We start from the raw sequence: 17,889 nt of genomic DNA on the forward strand, positions 1-17,889 counted from the left end.
TAATGCTCATGTACAAAAAGTACACTCCGCTTCCTCCCTTGTTTTTGCCTTGTATCGCTCTAGCTCGCAAGATCGTGAACAAGGCTCTGAGGCAAAGTGGGTAGCGCCTGGCGTACACTGCGCGGGCGCTCCTACAACGAGGTTTTCCATGTCCCGCCCCCTGCTCGCCACCCTGCTGCTCTCGCTGGCCCTGCCGCTGGCCGCCGCCGAGGTGCGCGAACTCACCTGGTCCGAACTGGTGCCGGCCGATGCGCCGCCGCAGCAGATGGACGCCGCCCCTATCCACGACCTCTCGCAGCTGGCCGACGCCCTGGCCGAGTCCGGCCCGGCGGCCATGCAGCAATCGCCGGCCGCACCGGTGGTGAAGGAACTGGACGGCCAGGCCATCAAGCTGCCCGGCTATATAGTGCCGCTGGACGTGACCGACGAAGGCCGGGTGGTCGAGTTCCTCCTGGTGCCCTACTTCGGCGCCTGCATCCACGTGCCGCCGCCGCCGTCGAACCAGATCGTGCATGTCACCAGCGAGCTGGGCGTGCTGCTCGATGCGCTGTACCAGCCGTTCTGGGTCGAGGGGCCGCTGAAGGTCGAGCACGTCAGCAGCGAGCTGGCCGAGGTCGGCTACCAGATGACGGCGGACAAGATCTACGCCTACGAGCTGCCCGATAGCTGAGCCGCCCGCGACACAAAACGAAAAAGCCAGACCCCAGGGTCTGGCTTTTTCGTTGGCACAGGCTGCGCTAGCGCCGGTGTAGGAGTGGCTCTAGCCGCGAAACCCTCGCCGCGCTGCGCACGCCGCCCCCAAGGGTCGGTGGCCTAGCTGCGACTGGCGACTCGGTTTTCCTGCTCGAAGCGCAGCTCGCTTTCCGCCCACTGGCGCCAGGAGCGCACCTTGCTGCGTTCGGCGCCGCTGCGCTCGGCACGCGCCAGCGCCTCCAGGCCGGCCTGCCAGCGCGCCTGCTCCAGCTCCAGCTGGGCGACGTACAGCCAGTGCTTGCCGTTGCCGCTGCGCTCGGCCAGTGGGCGCAGCACACGCACCGCTGCGGCGCGATCGCGCGCCTGCCACCAGAACAGGCCCAGACGCTCCTGGCGCGCCGCGGTGTTGGCCAGCAGGCCGCTGTCGAGCATGCCGGCAAGCAGCTTGGCGCCCTGCCAGGGTTGATCCGCTGCGCCGGCGAGCAGCACCAGGTTGTCCAGCTCGGACTCGCTGAAACGCAGACCCTTGCTGTGCGCCGCACGCAGGGTGGCCAGCGCCTTGTCCTGGCTGCCGGCCATCTGCTGCAGCCCGGCCAACTGGCGCCAGCCCTTGGCGTCGTCCGGCTTGCGTGCCAGCAGCTGGCGCTGCCAGCGCTCGGCCTGGGCATAGCGCTTGAGGTCGGAGTTGGCGCCGACCAGAAACTGCAGCCAGATATCGCCGGCCTTGGGATTGGCCTGTACGTAACGCTCGGCCAGTGGCAAGGCCTTGGCCGGCTGGTTCAGGCCCTGATAGGCCTGCACCAGCATCTGCAGCACGTCTTCGGAGGCCTTGCCCTGCTCCGGCGCCAGCAACTCCACCACCTTGGCGAAACGGCGCTCGCCGAGGTTGAGCTTGGCCAGGTTGAGGCGTTCGCCGGCGAGCATCTGCTCGTCCAGCTTGCCGCTGCGCACGGCCTTGTCCAGCCAGTCGATGGCCTGGCCGTTGTGACCGGACGACCAGGCCACATAGGCCTGGCTGCGCCAGATCAGCGCCTCTTCGAGGCTGCCGCTCTTGGCCTCGGCAGCCTCCAGCGCCTGGCGCGCCGCGCCGTGATCGCCCTTCTGCTGCGCCGCCTGCGCGGCATTGAGGGCGCGGAACACGGCCGGGTCGATGGTTTGCTGGGCCATGCCGGGCACGGCCGCAGCGCTGAGCATCACGAGCAACAACCAACGGTACATGGTCAGCTCCTTTGCAGACGGAAGTAGAGGGTTTTCACCGCCTCGCGATCCACCGCCAGGCCGCCCTCGGTGCGCGGCGCGAAGCGCCAGCGCGCGGCGGCGCGGCGCGCCTCGCGTTCGAACACGTTGCGCGGGTTGGCCTCCAGCACGCGGATGTTCTCCACGTTGCCGGAGCGGTTGATGGTGAAGGCCAGCTTGACGAAGCCTTCGATGCCGCGCTGCAGGGCGTAGCGCGGGTAGTCCGGGCGCACGTCGTTGAGCGGCATCACTTCGCTTTCCATGCCGCCCATCTGCCCACCGGAATCGGCCGCGGTGCTCGGCGGCGTCGGCGCCGGCGCCGGCGCACCCGGGGCCAGGCCGGACAGGCTCGGCGCCGGCGCACTGTTGACGGCAATGCCGCTGGCCAGGCTGGGCAGCTGGATATCCAGGGCCGGCAGCTTGGCACTCGGCGTGGCCGTCTGCGGGGTGGGCGGCGTCGGCGGTTGCGGAGTCTGCGGCTGCGGCGGTTGCGGCGCCTGCTGGCGGGTGCGGCTGGCCGTCTCGCTGGCGTTGCCGTCCATGCGCACGAAGTTGGCCACGCTGATCGGCTCTTCGCTCGGCTTGGCGCGGGGCGGGGCGACCATATAGAGCATCAGGGCGAACAGGCCCAGGGCCATCAGGCAGGCGCCGAGAAAGGACAGCGGCAGGCGCATCAGTTGACTCCGCTACCGGCGGCCAGCGCCACGTCCTGCACGCCGGCCAGGCGCGCCTGGTCCATGACCTGCACCACCAGGCCGGTGCGGGCGTCCTGGTCGGCCTGCACCACCACCGCGCCCTCCGGCTGGTCGACGCGCATGCGCTCGACGTGGGCGCGCACGCTGCGGATGTCCACCGGCTGCTTGTCCATCCACACCTGGCCGTCGGCGGTGACGGCGATGAGGATATTGCCCTTGTCCTGCGGGTTGGCGGTTTCCGCCTGCGGCCGCTGCACTTCGACGCCGGACTCGCGGATAAAGGAGCTGGTGACGATGAAGAAGATCAGCATGATGAAGACCACGTCGAGCATCGGCGTGAGGTCGATGCCGGTGTCTTCGTCCTGCTGGTGGTGACGACGCATTCTCATGTTGGGCGATCTCAGTCGTGACGCAGCTGGTCGGCCAGCCGCTCGATGGCCTGGCTGGCTTCGCGCTCGAGGCGCGCCAGGCTGAACAATCCGGGAATGGCCAGGACCATGCCGGCCATGGTCGGCAGGGTCGCCTGCCAGACGCCGGCGGCCATGCCGCGCGGGTTACCGGTGCCGTTGAGGGCGAGCACGTCGAACACCGCGATCATGCCGACCACGGTGCCGAGCAACCCCAGCAGCGGATAGAGTGCCACCAGGGTCTTGCTCAGGCGCAGCGGCGCGGCCAGCTGCTGGCGGGCCTGGGCCAGCCAGGCGGCGCGCACCGCGCGCTGCCAGTTGCCGGTGTCGTCGGCCAGCACCTGCTGCCAGGCCTCGCGGCGCTCCTGCACCCAGCGCGGGAAGACCCGGCGCATGTACCAGAAGCGCTCGAACACCAGGGTCCAGAACACCACGCAGAGCGCGGCCAGCGCCCACATCACCACGCCGCCGGCGCCCATGAAGTCGCGCAGCGCATGGGCGCTGTCGACCAGGTGCAGCCAGAAGGCGAACAGCTCAGTCACGGCGCGGCGCTCCCGACAGGTGCAGGGCGATCAGGCCGGCGCTCTGCTGCTCCAGAATCTGGATCAGGCCCTTGCTGCGGCTGGCCAGCAGGCTGTGCAGGAACAGCAGCGGGATGGCCACCACCAGACCCAGCACGGTGGTCACCAGCGCCTGGGAGATGCCGTCGGCCATCAGCCGCGAGTCGCCGCCACCGCTCTGGGTGATGGCCTGGAAAGTGACGATCATGCCGGTCACGGTGCCGAGCAGGCCGAGCAGCGGCGCCACCGCGGCGAGCAGCTTGAGCAGGCCCTGGCCCTTCTCCAGCGGCGGGGTCTCCTGCAGGATCGCCTCGTCCAGCTTCAGCTCCAGGGTTTCCAGATCGGCCAGCTGCGGCTTCGGCCCCAGCACGCCGATCACCCGGCCCAGCGGGTTGTCGCCCCGCGGTGCGCTGAGGTCGTGCATCTGCGCCTTCACGCCGCTGCCGACGCGGCCCAGGTAGACCATGCGCCAGGCCGCCAGGAGCAGGCCGAGCGCGCCGAGCACGACGATCACCCAACCGACCAGGCCGCCCTGCTGCAGGCGATCCCACAGCGTCGGCTGCTGCTGCAGCTGCGCCAGCAGGCTGCCGCGGCTGGGGTCGATGGGCAGCGTGGCGAGGGCATCGCGGCTGTCCAGGTAGTCTTCGACCTGGCCCAGGCCGGAGGGTTGCCGCGGCGGCGCCACCAGCTCGCCGGCGTCGGCGTCGTAATGCAGGAAGGCGTCCTCGCCGTACACGGCGAAGGCGCCGACGCGCAGTACCTGCTGCTCGCTGCGCGAGCCATCGGCAGCGACCACCGGCAGCTGCACGCGCTCGATGCGGCCGCTGGCGGCCAGGTCTTCGAGCAGCAGCATCCAGTAGCCGTCGAGGTCTTCGGCAGACGGCAGCGAGCGGCTCTCGGCCAGTGCCTTGAGACGCTTCAGGCGCTCGGGGTACTGGGCGTTGAGCAGGCTGTCCTGCCACTGCCCGGCAACGTCGCCGGCGCTCTGGCGCACCACGCCGAACAGCTCGCCGAGGTGGCCGACGCGCTGCGCCAGGAGTTTTTCCTGTTCGGCCAGCTCGGCTTCCTGGCGATCGAACTCGGCCTTCAGCCGCTCGGCCTCGGCCTTCTGCAGGTTCAGTGCAGAGCGGGCCGCGGCGAGCAGTTGTGCCTGCTCGCCGCGCGTGGCGAGGAAGGCCTGCTCGCGCTCCTGCATGGCGCTGACTTCGGCGGCGCGCTCGCTGCGGATGCGCTGCAACAGTTGATCGGGGCTGAGGGTTTCGGCTACGGCGGCCAGCGCCGGCAACAGGCTGAGCGCCAGTACGGCTACAACACGACGACTCATTGGGCGGCCTCCTCGGCCAGGGTCTTGATCGGCAGGGACAGCACGGCGGGCGCCTGCTGCTGACGGGCGATGGCGATGGCCTGGGTCAGCGGACGCCGCGCGCCGCCGTCGAGCACCTGCCAGGCCTGAGCCTGCGGGTTCCACCAGCCGCTCTCGTGGGCATCGAGGGTCTGGTAATAGAGCATGCTGCGGCCCAGGCGGAGGAATTCGACGCTGCGCGAGTCGCCGTCGGCCTGGCTCAGCTCGCCGCGCCAGGCCTCCAAGGTGCGGCCGTAGTCGCTCTCGATCTGGTAGGCCTCGAGGATGCGCCGGTACTTGTCGGCCAGGCTGACGTCGGCGCGCGGCAGCAGATCCTGCAGCTGGGCCAGACGATCCTCGCGCTCCTCGGGGAGGAACGGCAGGTCGGCGGCGATGAACTGGCCGAGCACCTCGACCATCTTGACCATCTGCGGGCTGACCGCCTCCTGGGTGCGTTCGATGCCGTCCAGCTGCTGCTGGTAGCTGGCCAGTTCCTGGCGCTGCGCTTCGACCAGGTCACGCAGCTGACTGTTATAACCTTTCAATGCCTCAGCCTGCTGCAAGGCATTGCGGTACTCGGTGAGCATTTCGCGGCTGGCATCGTCCAGCTGCTCGACGCGGCCCTGGGAGGCCTTGGCCTCAGCGGCCAGGCGCTGGCTCTCGTCCAGTGCGGCATCCAGCGGCGCGGCAGCCAGCGAACCGCTGGCCAGCATCAGGGCGACGGCCAGGGAGCGAAGGGGGAAGCGATTCATGCGGAGAAGGTCCTCGACAGACGGGCTTGCTGCAAAAAGAGAAACATTATCATCTGCAAAGTACAATCGAAGCAATGGACAAATCGCCGTACGCAGAACCCGCTCATCCATTGAGCTGGATCAAAGAGCCAATCGATGCATGGCTTAGCATTTATTCCAACCCAGACATCCGCCGACTCGATTGGAGTTCACTATGCACAAGTCGCTGTTCACCGCCTCCCTGCTGGCCCTGGCCATCGCCGCGCCCCTGGCGCAGGCCCACCAGGCCGGCGACATCATCGTGCGCGCCGGCGCCGCCACCGTCGATCCGCGCGAAGACAGCGGCAACATCGATCACGCCGTGCTGGGCAAGGTCCCCGGCAGCGGCGCCACCCTCGACAGCGACACCCAGCTGGGCCTGAACTTCGCCTATATGCTCACCGACCACCTGGGCATCGAACTGCTGGCGGCCACCCCGTTCAGCCACGACGTCGGCGTCAAGGGCATGCCGGGTGCCTTCGCCGGGCTGAACGGCAAGCTGGGCAGCCTCAAGCATCTGCCGCCGACCCTCAGCGCCGTCTACTACCCGCTGGACAAGGCCTCGGCCCTCCAGCCCTACGTCGGCCTTGGCATCAACTACACCTGGTTCTTCGACACCGAGCTGAGCAGCGAGGCCGAAGCCAAGGGCTTCAGCGGCCTGGACCTGAAGGACTCCTGGGGCCTGTCCGGCCAGGTGGGCATGGACTACATGCTGAGCGACCAGCTGATGCTCAACGCCCAGGTGCGCTACATCGACATCGATACCACCGGCACCACCTACCTGGCCGGCGACAAGGTCAAGGTCGACGTGGATGTCGACCCCTTCGTGTACATGGTCGGCCTGGGCTACAAGTTCTAAGCCGTCCTGCAACGAAAAAAGCCGGCATCAGCCGGCTTCTTTCATTCCAGGGGCTACAAGGCGAGCAGACGCCTGAGCCCTTCGCGCAGCGGCGTCGGCGGCGGCAGGCGGTACTGCGCCCGCAGGCGGCGGTTGTCGGCACGGGAATGGCGGATATCGCCGGCGCGCGCCGGCAGATGGCTCACCGGCGGCAGGCCGCCACAGAGCGCACCGATCTCCGCCAGCAACTGGTTGAGGCTGACCGCTTGGTTCCAGCCGACGTTGGCTGGCTGCGCGTCGACCTGCGCGCCGGTCAGGCCCTGGACCAGCAGCTCGATCAGATCGCCGACGTAGAAGAAGTCGCGGGTCTGCTCGCCGTCGCCGAACACGCTGATCGGCAGGCCCTGCTGCACGCGCTGGGTGAAGATGCTGATCACCCCGGAATAGGGCGAGGATGGATCCTGGCGCGGACCGTAGATATTGAAGAAGCGGAAGATCGCCGGTTCCAGACCATGCTGGCGGCGGTAGAAATCCAGGTACTGCTCGCTGGCCAGCTTGTCCACCGCGTAGGGGGTCAGCGGCGCCTTGGCGGTGTCCTCGTCGATGGCCTGGCCTTCGCCGTTGTTGCCGTAGACCGCCGCGCTGGAGGCATAGAGCACGCGGCGCACGCCGTGCCGGCGCATGGCCTCGCAGACGTTGAGGGTGCCGACGAAGTTGCTCTGGTGGGTGGCCACTGGGTCGTCCACCGAGGCCTGCACCGAGGCCACCGCGGCCAGGTGCGCCACTGCCGCGCACCCGGCCACCGCCTGGGCAACGACCTCGGCATCGGCTACATCGCCCTCGATCAGGCGCAGGCGCGGATTGTCCAGCGGCAGGTTGCTGCGCTTGCCCATGGACAGGTTGTCCAGCACGCGCACGCCGTGACCGGCGGCCAGCAGGGCATCGACCAGGTGCGAGCCGATAAAGCCGGCACCGCCGGTTACGAGAATTTCAGCCATGACGGTAATAGCGGTCCAGCAGGCTCGGCAGACCGGCACGCCAGGCGCGCGGCTTGATGCCGAAGGTATGAAGGATTTTCTTGCAGGCCAGCACTGCGTGCTGCGGCTCGTCGGCGGCGTCCGGGCGGGCGGCGTGGGCCTGCGGCGCGATGTCCTCGACCAGGTTGCCGCGGTAATGGCGCGCCTCGCTCAGCACCGCCTGGCCCAGGCTCAGCGAGGTGCTCGCCTCGTGGCCGCCGTAGTGGTAGGTGCCCCACAAGGGCGATTCGCAGTCGAGCTGCTTGAGCACGGCGAGGATCACCCGCGCGGCATCGTCCACCGGCGTCGGGTTGCCACGCCGGTCGTCGGCCAAATACAGCGCGTCGTCGCGCTCGGCGCGCTGCAGAAAGCGCCCGAGCAGGCCTTCGCGGCTGTCGTCGAGCAGCCAGCCGAAGCGCAGCAGCACATGCCGCGGACAGATCGCCCGCACGCTCTGCTCCAGCCGCCACAGCGCCTGGCCGCGCAACCCCAGCGGAATCGGTTCCTCCTTCTCGCTGTAGGCCGTAGCCCGCGAGCCGTCGAACACCCGGTAGCTGGAAGGTTGCAGCAGGACGATGGCGTGATGCTGGCAGAGTTCGGCGAGCCGCTCGACCGCGCGCTCCTGGGTGGCCAGGCGCGCCTCGGCCACCGCTTCGGCCTGAAACCAGTCGAAGTAGTAGGCCAGATTGACCAGGGCATCCGGGCGGGTGTCATCGAGCAACTGGGTCAGGCTGGCGGCATCCCAGCCCGCCTCGGGCGGCCTGGGCGCGAGGAAGCCGATGTCTTCCTCGGCGCCGAGACGGATCAGCGCTTGCCCCAGGGCACTACCACCGCCCAGCAGCATCAGGCGCATTCGCATAGGCTAGAGCCCGCTCCGCTTAGAACGGGATGTCGTCGTCGAAGCTGTCGTAGTCCGGCGCTGGCTGGGCCTGCTGTTGCGGCGCGGCACGCTCCTGACGCGGCGCCTGCTGCGGCTCGCGCTGCGGGGCCGGGCGCGACTGGCGCGGCGCACCGCCTTCGTCACCGCTCGGGCGGCCGCCGAGCAGCTGCATGGTGCCCTGCATGTCGACGATGATCTCGGTGGTGTAGCGCTTGATGCCGTCCTTTTCCCACTCGCGGGTCTGCAGCTTGCCTTCGATATACACCTGCGAACCCTTGCGCAGGTACTCGCCGGCGATCTCGGCGACCTTGCCGAACAGGGCGACGCGGTGCCACTCGGTCTTCTCGACCTTCTGCCCGGTCTGCTTGTCGGTCCACTGCTCGCTGGTGGCCAGGCTCAGGTTGGTGACCGCGTTGCCGCTGGGCAGGTAGCGCGTTTCCGGGTCCTGGCCGCAGGTGCCGACCAGAATGACTTTGTTAACCCCACGGGCCATAACGTTCTCCTAGGCTCAGCACGCCGCTGGCGCCGCTGCAATCAGGCGTTCCAGGGACGTGCGATCCACTTGTTGGGTGTCCACTTTGATATAGATGGCCGCTTCGTCGACCACCACCACGGCATCCGCCACTCCCGGCGTAGCCTTCAGGCGTTCGACCAGTCCGACATCGGCCAGTGCCGCGGCGTCGAGCGGCAGGCGCAGGCTGGTCACATACGGCGGTTCGCGCATAGTAACAGCAATGGCCAGCCAAATTGCACAGAGCGCCGCACAGCCGATGAACACGCCACCCAGGCCATGCTGCTGGTACAGCCAGCCGCCGAGAATGCCGCCCAGCGCGGCGCCGAGGAACTGGCTGGTGGAGTACACGCCCATCGCCGTGCCCTTGCCGCCGGCCGGCGCCACCTTGCTCACCAGCGACGGCAGCGAGGCCTCCAGCAGGTTGAACGCGGTGAAGAACAGCACGGTGCCCAGCACCAGCGCGCGCAGGCTGCTGCCGAACAGGGCGAAATACAGCTCGCAGAGCAGCAGCACCGCCACCGCACCGAGCAGCACGCGCTTCATCTGGCGCTTCTTCTCGGCATAGATGATGAACGGCACCATGCCGAAGAAGCCGATCAGCAGCGCGGTGAGGTAGACCCACCAGTGTTCTTCCTTGGCCAGTCCGCCCTGCTCCACCAGCGCCAGCGGCAGGGCGACGAAGCTGGCCATCAGCACCGCGTGCAGGGCCAGGATGGCGAAGTCCAGGCGCAGCAGGTCGGCGTGCTTGAGGGTCGGCCACAGCGCCTGCGTCGCCACCCCGGATTCGCGGTGCTGCAGCGGCCCGGCGTTCCTCGGCACCAGGCCGGCGACGATCAGGATGCCCAGCAGCGCCATCGCCGCGGTGGCCCAGAACAGCCCGGCCAGGCCGAAGGCGCGGGTCAGCAGCGGGCCGAGCACCATGGCCACGGCGAACGACAGGCCGATGCTCATGCCGATCATGGCCATGGCCTTGGTCCGGTGCTGCTCGCGGGTCAGGTCCGAGAGCAGCGCCATCACCGCCGCCGAGATGGCCCCGGCGCCCTGCAGCACGCGGCCGGCGATCACGCCCCAGATGGAATCGGCATTGGCCGCCAGCATGCTGCCGGCGGCGAAGATCAGCAGCCCGGCATAGATCACCGGGCGGCGGCCGATGCGGTCGCTGAGCATGCCGAAGGGAATCTGCAGCAGCGCCTGGGTCAGGCCGTAGGCGCCGATGGCCAGGCCGATCAGCGCCGGGGTACTACCGGCCAGGTCCATGCCGTAGGTGGCCAGCACCGGCAGGACCATGAACATGCCCAGCATGCGGAACGCGAACACCAGCGCCAGGCCACCGGCCGCGCGGGCTTCGCCGCCACTCATGCGCTCGCTGTGCGGATCGTGCATGGAAAAAGTCCCGTGAAAATCAGCCGGCGATTCTAGCAGCGAAGGCGCAGGCGGCACAGGCACGCGAATTGCCGCAGGGCGCAGCCGGGGTGCACGCGCAGGTCGTTCGGCAAGCGGCGATGCAGGTCGCGGCCAGACCGCAACAGGCCCTATACTCGCCGGTTTCTGCCCGCCACGCGAGGCCGCTGTAAGTGGACAAGATTCTGATCCGGGGTGCGCGCACCCACAACCTGAAGAACATCGACCTGACCCTGCCGCGCGACAAGCTGATCGTGATCACCGGCCTGTCCGGCTCGGGCAAGTCGTCGCTGGCCTTCGACACCCTCTACGCCGAGGGCCAGCGCCGCTACGTGGAGTCCCTGTCGGCCTACGCCCGGCAGTTCCTGTCGATGATGGAGAAGCCCGACGTCGACACCATCGAGGGCCTCTCCCCGGCCATCTCCATCGAGCAGAAGTCCACCTCGCACAACCCGCGCTCGACCGTCGGCACCATCACCGAGATCTACGACTACCTGCGCCTGCTCTACGCCCGCGTCGGCATCCCGCGCTGCCCGGACCACGACGTGCCGCTGGAGGCGCAGACCGTCAGCCAGATGGTCGACCAGGTCCTCGCCCTGCCGGAAGGACGCAAGCTGATGCTGCTGGCGCCGGTGGTGCGCGAGCGCAAGGGCGAGCACCTGTCGGTGTTCGAGGAGCTGCGCGCGCAGGGCTTCGTCCGCGCCCGGGTCAACGGCAAGCTGCATGAGCTGGACGAGCTGCCCAAGCTGGACAAACAGAAGAAGCATTCCATCGACGTGGTGGTGGACCGCTTCAAGGTGCGCGAAGACCTGCAGCAGCGCCTGGCCGAATCCTTCGAGACCGCCCTCGGCCTGGCCGACGGCATCGCCCTGATCGCGCCGATGGACGAGGAAGAAGGCGACGAGATCATCTTCTCCGCGCGCTTCGCCTGCCCGCACTGCGGCCACTCGATCAGCGAGCTGGAACCCAAGCTGTTCTCCTTCAACAACCCTGCCGGCGCCTGCCCGACCTGCGACGGCCTGGGGGTGAAGCAGTTCTTCGACGCCAAGCGCCTGGTCAATGGCGAGCTGACCCTGGCCGAGGGCGCGATCCGCGGCTGGGACCGGCGCAACGTCTACTACTTCCAGATGCTTGGCTCGCTGGCTGCGCACTATGGCTTCAGCCTGGAGCAGCCGTTCGACGACCTGGCCGCCGAGCATCAGAAGGTCATCCTGTTCGGCAGCGGTACGCAGAACGTCGACTTCAAGTACCTCAACGACCGCGGCGACATCGTCAAACGCTCGCACCCCTTCGAGGGCATCATCCCCAACCTCGAGCGACGCTACCGCGAGACCGAGTCGGCCAGCGTGCGCGAGGAGCTGGCCAAGTTCCTCAGCACCCAGCCCTGCCCGGACTGCCGCGGCACCCGCCTGCGCCGCGAGGCGCGGCATGTCTGGGTCGGCGAGAAGACCCTGCCGGCGGTCAGCGGCCTGCCGGTGGGCGACGCCTGCGACTACTTCGGCAGCCTGCACCTGACCGGCCGGCGCGGCGAGATCGCCGAGAAGATCCTCAAGGAAATCCGCGAGCGCCTGCAGTTCCTGGTCAACGTCGGCCTCGACTACCTGACCCTGGACCGCAGCGCCGACACCCTGTCCGGCGGCGAGGCGCAGCGCATCCGCCTGGCCAGCCAGATCGGCGCCGGCCTGGTGGGGGTGATGTACATCCTCGACGAGCCCAGCATCGGCCTGCACCAGCGCGACAACGAGCGCCTGCTGGGCACCCTCACCCACCTGCGCAACCTGGGCAACACGGTGATAGTGGTCGAGCACGACGAGGACGCCATCCGCCTGGCCGACTACGTGGTGGACATCGGCCCCGGCGCCGGCGTACACGGCGGGCGCATCGTCGCCGAGGGCACTCCGGACGAGGTCATGGCGCATGCCGATTCGCTGACCGGCAAGTACCTCTCCGGCCGCGAGAGGATCCGCTACCCGGCCACGCGCACCCCGCGCGACAAGAAGAAGCAGCTCAAGCTCAAGGGCGCGCGCGGCAACAACCTGCGCAATGTCGACCTGGAGATCCCGGTCGGCCTGCTCACCTGCGTCACCGGGGTGTCCGGCTCGGGCAAGTCGACCCTGATCAACAACACCCTGTTCCCGCTCACCGCCACCGCGCTGAACGGCGCCACCACCCTGGAAGCCGCGGCCCACGACTCGTTCGACGGACTGCAGCACCTCGACAAGGTGGTCGACATCGACCAGAGCCCGATCGGCCGCACACCGCGCTCCAACCCGGCGACCTACACCGGGCTGTTCACCCCGATCCGCGAACTGTTCGCCGGCGTGCCGGAATCGCGCTCGCGCGGCTACGGCCCGGGGCGCTTCAGCTTCAACGTCAAGGGCGGACGCTGCGAGGCCTGCCAGGGCGACGGCGTGATCAAGGTGGAGATGCACTTTCTGCCGGACATCTACGTGCCCTGCGACGTGTGCAAGGGCAAGCGCTACAACCGCGAAACCCTGGAAGTGAAGTACAAGGGCAAGAGCATCACCGAGGTGCTCGACATGACCATCGAGGAGGCGCGCACCTTCTTCGACGCCGTGCCGGCCATCGCCCGCAAGCTGCAGACGCTGATGGACGTCGGCCTGTCCTACATCAAGCTGGGGCAGAGCGCGACCACCCTGTCCGGCGGCGAGGCGCAGCGGGTCAAGCTGAGTCGCGAGCTGAGCAAGCGCGATACCGGCAAGACCCTGTACATCCTCGACGAGCCGACCACCGGCCTGCACTTCGCCGATATCCAGCAGTTGCTCGACGTGCTGCACCGCCTGCGCGACCACGGCAACACCGTGGTGGTGATCGAGCACAACCTGGACGTGATCAAGACCGCCGACTGGCTGGTGGACCTCGGCCCCGAGGGCGGCTCCAAGGGCGGCATGATCATCGCCACCGGCACCCCGGAAGAGGTGGCGGCCAACCCGGCGTCGCACACCGGGCACTTCCTGGGGCCGCTGCTGGAACGCGAACGCGCCTGAAACCAAAGAGCCCCGCACATGCGGGGCTCTTGGGTTAATGGGCACAGCTTACATCTGGCTCTGCAGGTACTTCTCCAGGCCCAGCCTGTCGATCAGCTGCAGCTGGATCTCCAGCCAGTAGGCGTGGTCTTCCTCGGTGTCCTTGAGCTGGGTCAGGAGGATGTCGCGGCTCTGGTAGTCCTGATGCTTCTCGCACAGCGCGATGCCCTTGCTCAGGGCCGCGCGCACCTCGTACTCCAGGGCCAGGTCCAGCTTCAGCGCCTCGGGCACGGTCTGCCCGTACGTGAAGGCATTCGGCGCCATGTCCGGCACGCCTTCGAGGAAGATGATGCGCTTGAGCAGCGCATCGGCGTGCTGGGTCTCCTCCTCCATCTCGTGGTTGATGCGCTCGTAGAGCTTGGCGAAGCCCCAGTCCTCGTACAGGCGCGAGTGGATGAAGTACTGGTCGCGCGCGGCCAGCTCGCCCTTGAGCAGTTGCTTGAGGTAATCGATGACTTCGATATGGCCCTTCATGCCGGTGGTCCTTGTTGCAGCCGTGAAATGGGCGAATGCTCCGCCGGCCGCCTGTCGCGGTCAAGCGAAACGCACGGCGCCTCCACTAGGGAGGCGCCGCCGGGTGGATCGGATGGTGCCGGTGAAGCGCCGGATGGAGCGCCACCGGCAACGGCTCAGGCCAGATCGAAACGATCCAGGTTCATCACCTTGGTCCAGGCGGCGACGAAGTCCTTGACCAGCTTCGCCTTGCCGTCGGCGCTGGCATAGACCTCGGCATAGGCGCGCAGCACCGAGTTGGAACCGAAGATCAGGTCGTTGCGGGTGCCGGTGTATTTCACCTGACCGCTCTTGCTGCACTTGCCCTCGAACACCTCCGCGCCGCCATCCACCGGTTTCCACTCGATGCCCATGTCCAGCAGGTTGACGAAGAAGTCGTTGGACAGCACCCCGACCTGGTCGGTGAACACGCCATGGGCACCGCCGTCGTGGTTGGCGCCGAGCACGCGCAGGCCGCCGACCAGCGCGGTCAGCTCCGGCGCGCTCAGGGTCAGCAGCTGCGCCTTGTCGATCAGCATGGCCTCGGTCGGCACGCCCAGCTTGCCCTGGCTGTAGTTGCGGAAACCGTCGGCGACGGGCTCGAGCACCGCGAAGGACTCGACGTCGGTCTGATCCTGGCGCGCATCGACCCGTCCGGGGGCGAAGGGCACGTCGACCGCCACCCCGGCCGCCTTGGCGCCTTGCTCCACGCCGACGTTACCAGCCAGCACTATGACATCGGCCAGCGAGGCCTTGCCCGAGGCTTTCTGGATTTCCACCAGCTTGGCCAGCGCCTTGATCGCGCGCTGGTTGACCGGCCAATCCTTCTGCGGCGCCAGGGCCAGACGCGCACCGTTGGCACCGCCGCGCTTGTCGCCGCCGCGGAAGGTCGAGGCCGAGGCCCAGGCCACCGACACCAGATCGCCCACCGACAGCCCGGAGGCGGCGATCTTCGCCTTGAGATCGGCGATGTCGGCGGCGCTGGGGTTGTGCGTGGCGGCCGGCAGCGGGTCCTGCCAGATCATGTCCTCTTTCGGCACTTCCGGGCCGAGGTAGCGGGCCTTCGGCCCCATGTCGCGGTGAGTCAGCTTGTACCAGGCGCGGGCGAAGGCCTCGGCGAAGGCTTGCGGGTCATTGAGGAAACGCTGGGAAATCTTGCCGAACTCCGGGTCGAAACGCAGGGTCAGGTCGGTGGTGAGCATGGTCGGCTTGTGGAATTTGCCCGGCACATGAGCGTCCGGAATGATGTCCGGGGCGTCCTTGGCCACCCACTGCTTGGCGCCGGCCGGCGACTTGGTCAGTTCCCACTCGTACTTGAACAGGTTCTCGAAGAAGTTGTTGCTCCACAGCGCCGGGGTCTTGGTCCAGGTGACCTCGATGCCGCTGGAGATGGTGTCCTTGCCGTGACCGCTGCCGAAATCGCTCATCCAGCCCAGGCCCTGCGCCTCGATCGGCGCCGCCTCCGGCTCCGGCCCCTTGTGCGATTCCGGCGCGGCGCCGTGGGCCTTGCCGAAGGTGTGGCCGCCGGCGATCAGGGCGACGATTTCCTCGTCGTCCATGGCCATGCGGTTGAAGGTGGCGCGAATGTCCTTGGCCGCGAGCATGTAGTCGCCGCTGGCATTCGGCCCTTCCGGGTTGACGTAGATCAGGCCCATGTGGGTGGCGCCGAACGGCGCCGCCAGCTCGCGATCATCCGAGACCCGCTCCGGGTCGACGCCCAGCCAGGCGATCTCGGCGCCCCAGTTGACGTCCAGATCCGGTTCCCACACGTCTTCGCGGCCGGCGCCGAAACCGAAGGTGCGAAAGCCCATGGACTCCAGCGCGACGTTACCGGCGAGCACCAGCAGGTCGGCCCAGGAGATCTGCTGGCCGTACTTCTGCTTGATCGGCCACAACAGGCGGCGGGTCTTGTCGATGTTGACGTTGTCCGGCCAGGAGTTCAGCGGGGCGAAGCGCTGCTGACCACGACCGCCGCCGCCGCGGCCGTCGGTGATGCGATAGGTGCCAGTGGCGTGCCAGGCCATGCGGATCATTTGCGGGCCGTAGTGGCCGAAGTCGGCCGGCCACCAGTCCTGGCTGTCGGTCATCAGCTTTACCAGGTCGGCCTTCAGCGCCTTGTAGTCGAGCTTCTTGAATTCTTCGGCGTAGTTGAACTTCGCGCCCAGCGGGTTGGACTTTTCCGAATGTTGATTGAGCAGATCCACACGCAACTGGTTCGGCCACCAATCCCGGTTGGTCGTGCCGCCGCCAGCGACGTGGTTGAACGGGCATTTACCTTGGTTCGACATGCTTCTCTCCTTTTTCTCATCGGGTCGGTCCCATCGACTGCGGCCGACGATGGAACAAGCCTAGACCCGCTTCGCCAGGCGAACCAATGCATGGAGCGTAACGACTCGATAGTTATTTTCTTTCAAGAGGCGCATAAAAAACGGGCCGCAGGGGCCCGTTCTTCCATACCTGCAGCAGGCTCAGGCCACGAGGATGAAGCCGACGAACGCCACGCCGGCCGCGATCAGGGTATAGGGCAGCTGGGTGACGGCATGGCTGATCAGGTCGCAGCCGGAACCCTGCGCCGCCAGCACCGTGGAATCGCTGTAGAAGCAGGCCTGGCTGCCGAAGGCCGAGGCCGACATCAGCGCGCCGATCACCAGCGGGATGTCCGCGCCCAGCGCATAGGCCAGCGGCATGACGATGGGGATGGTCACGGCGAAGATGCCCCAGGACGAGCCGGTGGCGAAGCTCAGCACCGCCATGCACAGGAACACCATGGCCGGCAGCATCTGCGGGGTCATGTAGGGCTTGAGGCTCTCGACCACGTACTGCGGCAGCATCAGCTGGTCGCAGACGTCCTTGAAGATGAAGGCGGCGACGCAGATGCCGATGGCCGGCAGCATGGTCTTGAAGCCGTCGACCATCTGATCGAGCATCTCCGTCAGCGGCATCAGGCGCTGCAGCAGGTAGAACGGCAGGGTCAGCAGCATGGTGGCGATCATGCCCATCCACACGTCGATGTCGAAGTAGACGGTGAAGCCCACCAGCATGGCCAGCGGCACCAGGAAGTTGTGCAGCTTACCGCCCTCCTTGTCGGCGCCCTCGAACTCCTCCTCCAGCGACTTCATCGCGTAGTTGTGCTCGGCGCTCAGCTCGCCCACGTGCATGGCCCCGGCCGAACCGTGGCGCGCCAGCATCTCGACCCTGCGCATCGGGCCGATATCGGGGAACAGGCCGGCGGCCACCAGCAGCACCAAGAGCACCGCGGCCCAGGCGTAGAGCATGTAGGGAATGGCCTGGACGTACACGCCGATGCCCTGGCCGGTCTCGGCGATGCCGTTGTTCTCCAGCAGGCCGCCGAAGAACACCGCCCAGGTCGACAGCGGCACCAGCACGCAGATCGGCGCGGCGGTGGAGTCCACTATGTAGGCCAGCTTCTCGCGGGAAACCTTGAAGCGGTCGGTGACGCGCTTCATGGTCTCGCCCACGGTCAGGGCATTGAGGTAATCGTCGACGAAGATCACCACGCCGAGGACGAAGGTCATCAGCAGCGAGGAACGCCGGCCCTTGGCCAGCTTCAGCGCGGCACGACCGAACGCCAGGGCGCCACCGGTACGCACCAGCAGGGCGATGAGTGCGCCGAAGCTGCCGCACACCAGGATCAGCCAGCCGATGGTTTCGTCCTGCATCACCTTGAGGGAAATTTCCGCGAAGCTTCCTAGCGCATCCTGCGGCGATAGCAGCAGCAGGCCGCTGCAGGCGCCGATCAGCAAGGCGAGGATGGGGCGACGCAGCCAGATGGCGAGGGTCAGGACAACGGCAGGCGGGATAAGACTCAGAGCAGTAGGTTCGGACATGATCAGCAATTGTTCTTATTGGGGCCGGCACACCGGCGAAGCGGAGACTGCCGCACCTTACCCGAGCCCCGGGGCGTACACAATATCAAACACGACGTGCGGAAAAATATTCACGCATCAGGATGGTCCACCTGCGACTCGACGAATCAC

Annotated in this window: 16 protein-coding genes; 3 read left to right on the top strand and 13 right to left on the bottom strand. The window is 67.6% G+C overall.

The features are described 5' to 3' along the window. The first annotated feature begins 148 nt into the window (after nt 1-148). Nucleotides 149-670 carry a DUF3299 domain-containing protein gene (locus tag ACW9UL_RS19985; RefSeq protein WP_457788056.1) on the top strand — a complete coding sequence of 174 codons (522 nt, stop codon included), beginning with the start codon at nt 149-151 and terminating at the stop codon, nt 668-670. A 143-nt stretch (nt 671-813) separates the two neighbouring features. Here the strand turns inward: ACW9UL_RS19985 and ACW9UL_RS19990 are convergent, their stop codons facing one another. The 6 genes from ACW9UL_RS19990 to ACW9UL_RS20015 are packed head-to-tail and all read right to left on the bottom strand — an operon-like array spanning nt 814 to nt 5,685. Then, on the bottom strand, nt 814-1,911 hold the full coding sequence (locus ACW9UL_RS19990; RefSeq protein WP_457788057.1) for a tetratricopeptide repeat protein: 1,098 nt from the start codon (nt 1,909-1,911) through the stop codon (nt 814-816). A gap of 2 nt (nt 1,912-1,913) precedes the next feature. After that, complete coding sequence (locus tag ACW9UL_RS19995; protein ID WP_457788058.1) at nt 1,914-2,603, bottom strand: TonB family protein; 690 nt, start codon at nt 2,601-2,603, stop codon at nt 1,914-1,916. Next, a complete protein-coding gene (locus ACW9UL_RS20000; protein WP_031303020.1) occupies nt 2,603-3,013 on the bottom strand; it encodes an ExbD/TolR family protein in 411 nt (136 codons plus the stop codon). The genes ACW9UL_RS19995 and ACW9UL_RS20000 overlap by 1 nt, the downstream gene beginning before the upstream one ends. An 11-nt stretch (nt 3,014-3,024) precedes the next feature. Further along, on the bottom strand, nt 3,025-3,573 hold the full coding sequence (locus ACW9UL_RS20005; RefSeq protein ID WP_122108909.1) for a MotA/TolQ/ExbB proton channel family protein: 549 nt from the start codon (nt 3,571-3,573) through the stop codon (nt 3,025-3,027). Then, nucleotides 3,566-4,915: a MotA/TolQ/ExbB proton channel family protein gene (locus ACW9UL_RS20010; RefSeq protein WP_457788059.1), complete on the bottom strand. Its 1,350-nt coding sequence runs from the start codon at nt 4,913-4,915 to the stop codon at nt 3,566-3,568. The genes ACW9UL_RS20005 and ACW9UL_RS20010 overlap by 8 nt, the downstream gene beginning before the upstream one ends. After that, nucleotides 4,912-5,685, bottom strand: coding sequence for a DUF3450 domain-containing protein (locus ACW9UL_RS20015; RefSeq protein WP_397497829.1), 774 nt, complete (start codon nt 5,683-5,685; stop codon nt 4,912-4,914). Before ACW9UL_RS20015 ends, ACW9UL_RS20010 begins: the two co-directional genes overlap by 4 nt. A 193-nt stretch (nt 5,686-5,878) precedes the next feature. Between ACW9UL_RS20015 and ACW9UL_RS20020 the strand changes: the two genes are divergently transcribed. Continuing rightward, a complete protein-coding gene (locus ACW9UL_RS20020; RefSeq protein ID WP_457788060.1) occupies nt 5,879-6,562 on the top strand; it encodes an OmpW/AlkL family protein in 684 nt (227 codons plus the stop codon). A 53-nt stretch (nt 6,563-6,615) separates the two neighbouring features. On the opposite strand, the gene ACW9UL_RS20025 is transcribed toward ACW9UL_RS20020, so the two are convergent. Genes ACW9UL_RS20025 through ACW9UL_RS20040 form a run of 4 tightly spaced genes read right to left on the bottom strand, consistent with a single transcriptional unit; the run spans nt 6,616 to nt 10,334 of the window. Beyond that, on the bottom strand, nt 6,616-7,539 hold the full coding sequence (locus ACW9UL_RS20025; RefSeq protein WP_457788061.1) for an NAD-dependent epimerase/dehydratase family protein: 924 nt from the start codon (nt 7,537-7,539) through the stop codon (nt 6,616-6,618). After that, nucleotides 7,532-8,416: a sugar nucleotide-binding protein gene (locus ACW9UL_RS20030; protein ID WP_457788062.1), complete on the bottom strand. Its 885-nt coding sequence runs from the start codon at nt 8,414-8,416 to the stop codon at nt 7,532-7,534. Before ACW9UL_RS20030 ends, ACW9UL_RS20025 begins: the two co-directional genes overlap by 8 nt. A gap of 19 nt (nt 8,417-8,435) precedes the next feature. Next, nucleotides 8,436-8,930, bottom strand: a complete 495-nt coding sequence (locus tag ACW9UL_RS20035; RefSeq protein ID WP_122108904.1) for a single-stranded DNA-binding protein — start codon at nt 8,928-8,930, stop codon at nt 8,436-8,438. 15 nt (nt 8,931-8,945) lie between these two features. Beyond that, nucleotides 8,946-10,334 carry an MFS transporter gene (locus ACW9UL_RS20040; protein WP_457788063.1) on the bottom strand — a complete coding sequence of 463 codons (1,389 nt, stop codon included), beginning with the start codon at nt 10,332-10,334 and terminating at the stop codon, nt 8,946-8,948. 191 nt (nt 10,335-10,525) lie between these two features. Between ACW9UL_RS20040 and uvrA the strand changes: the two genes are divergently transcribed. Next, a complete protein-coding gene (gene uvrA / locus ACW9UL_RS20045; protein WP_457788064.1) occupies nt 10,526-13,360 on the top strand; it encodes an excinuclease ABC subunit UvrA in 2,835 nt (944 codons plus the stop codon). Between the two features lie 48 nt (nt 13,361-13,408). On the opposite strand, the gene bfr is transcribed toward uvrA, so the two are convergent. From bfr to ACW9UL_RS20060, 3 genes are all read right to left on the bottom strand, one after another. Next, entirely contained in the window at nt 13,409-13,873 is a 465-nt protein-coding gene (bfr, locus tag ACW9UL_RS20050) for a bacterioferritin (protein ID WP_457788065.1), read from the bottom strand. Nucleotides 13,874-14,028: 155 nt separating this feature from the next. Continuing rightward, nucleotides 14,029-16,179: a catalase/peroxidase HPI gene (gene katG, locus ACW9UL_RS20055; protein ID WP_457788066.1), complete on the bottom strand. Its 2,151-nt coding sequence runs from the start codon at nt 16,177-16,179 to the stop codon at nt 14,029-14,031. 180 nt (nt 16,180-16,359) lie between these two features. Then, nucleotides 16,360-17,739 carry a Na+/H+ antiporter NhaC family protein gene (locus tag ACW9UL_RS20060; protein WP_457788067.1) on the bottom strand — a complete coding sequence of 460 codons (1,380 nt, stop codon included), beginning with the start codon at nt 17,737-17,739 and terminating at the stop codon, nt 16,360-16,362. Between the last annotated feature and the right edge of the window lie 150 nt (nt 17,740-17,889).

It is taken from the genome of Pseudomonas sp. PL-6 (assembly GCF_054110165.1).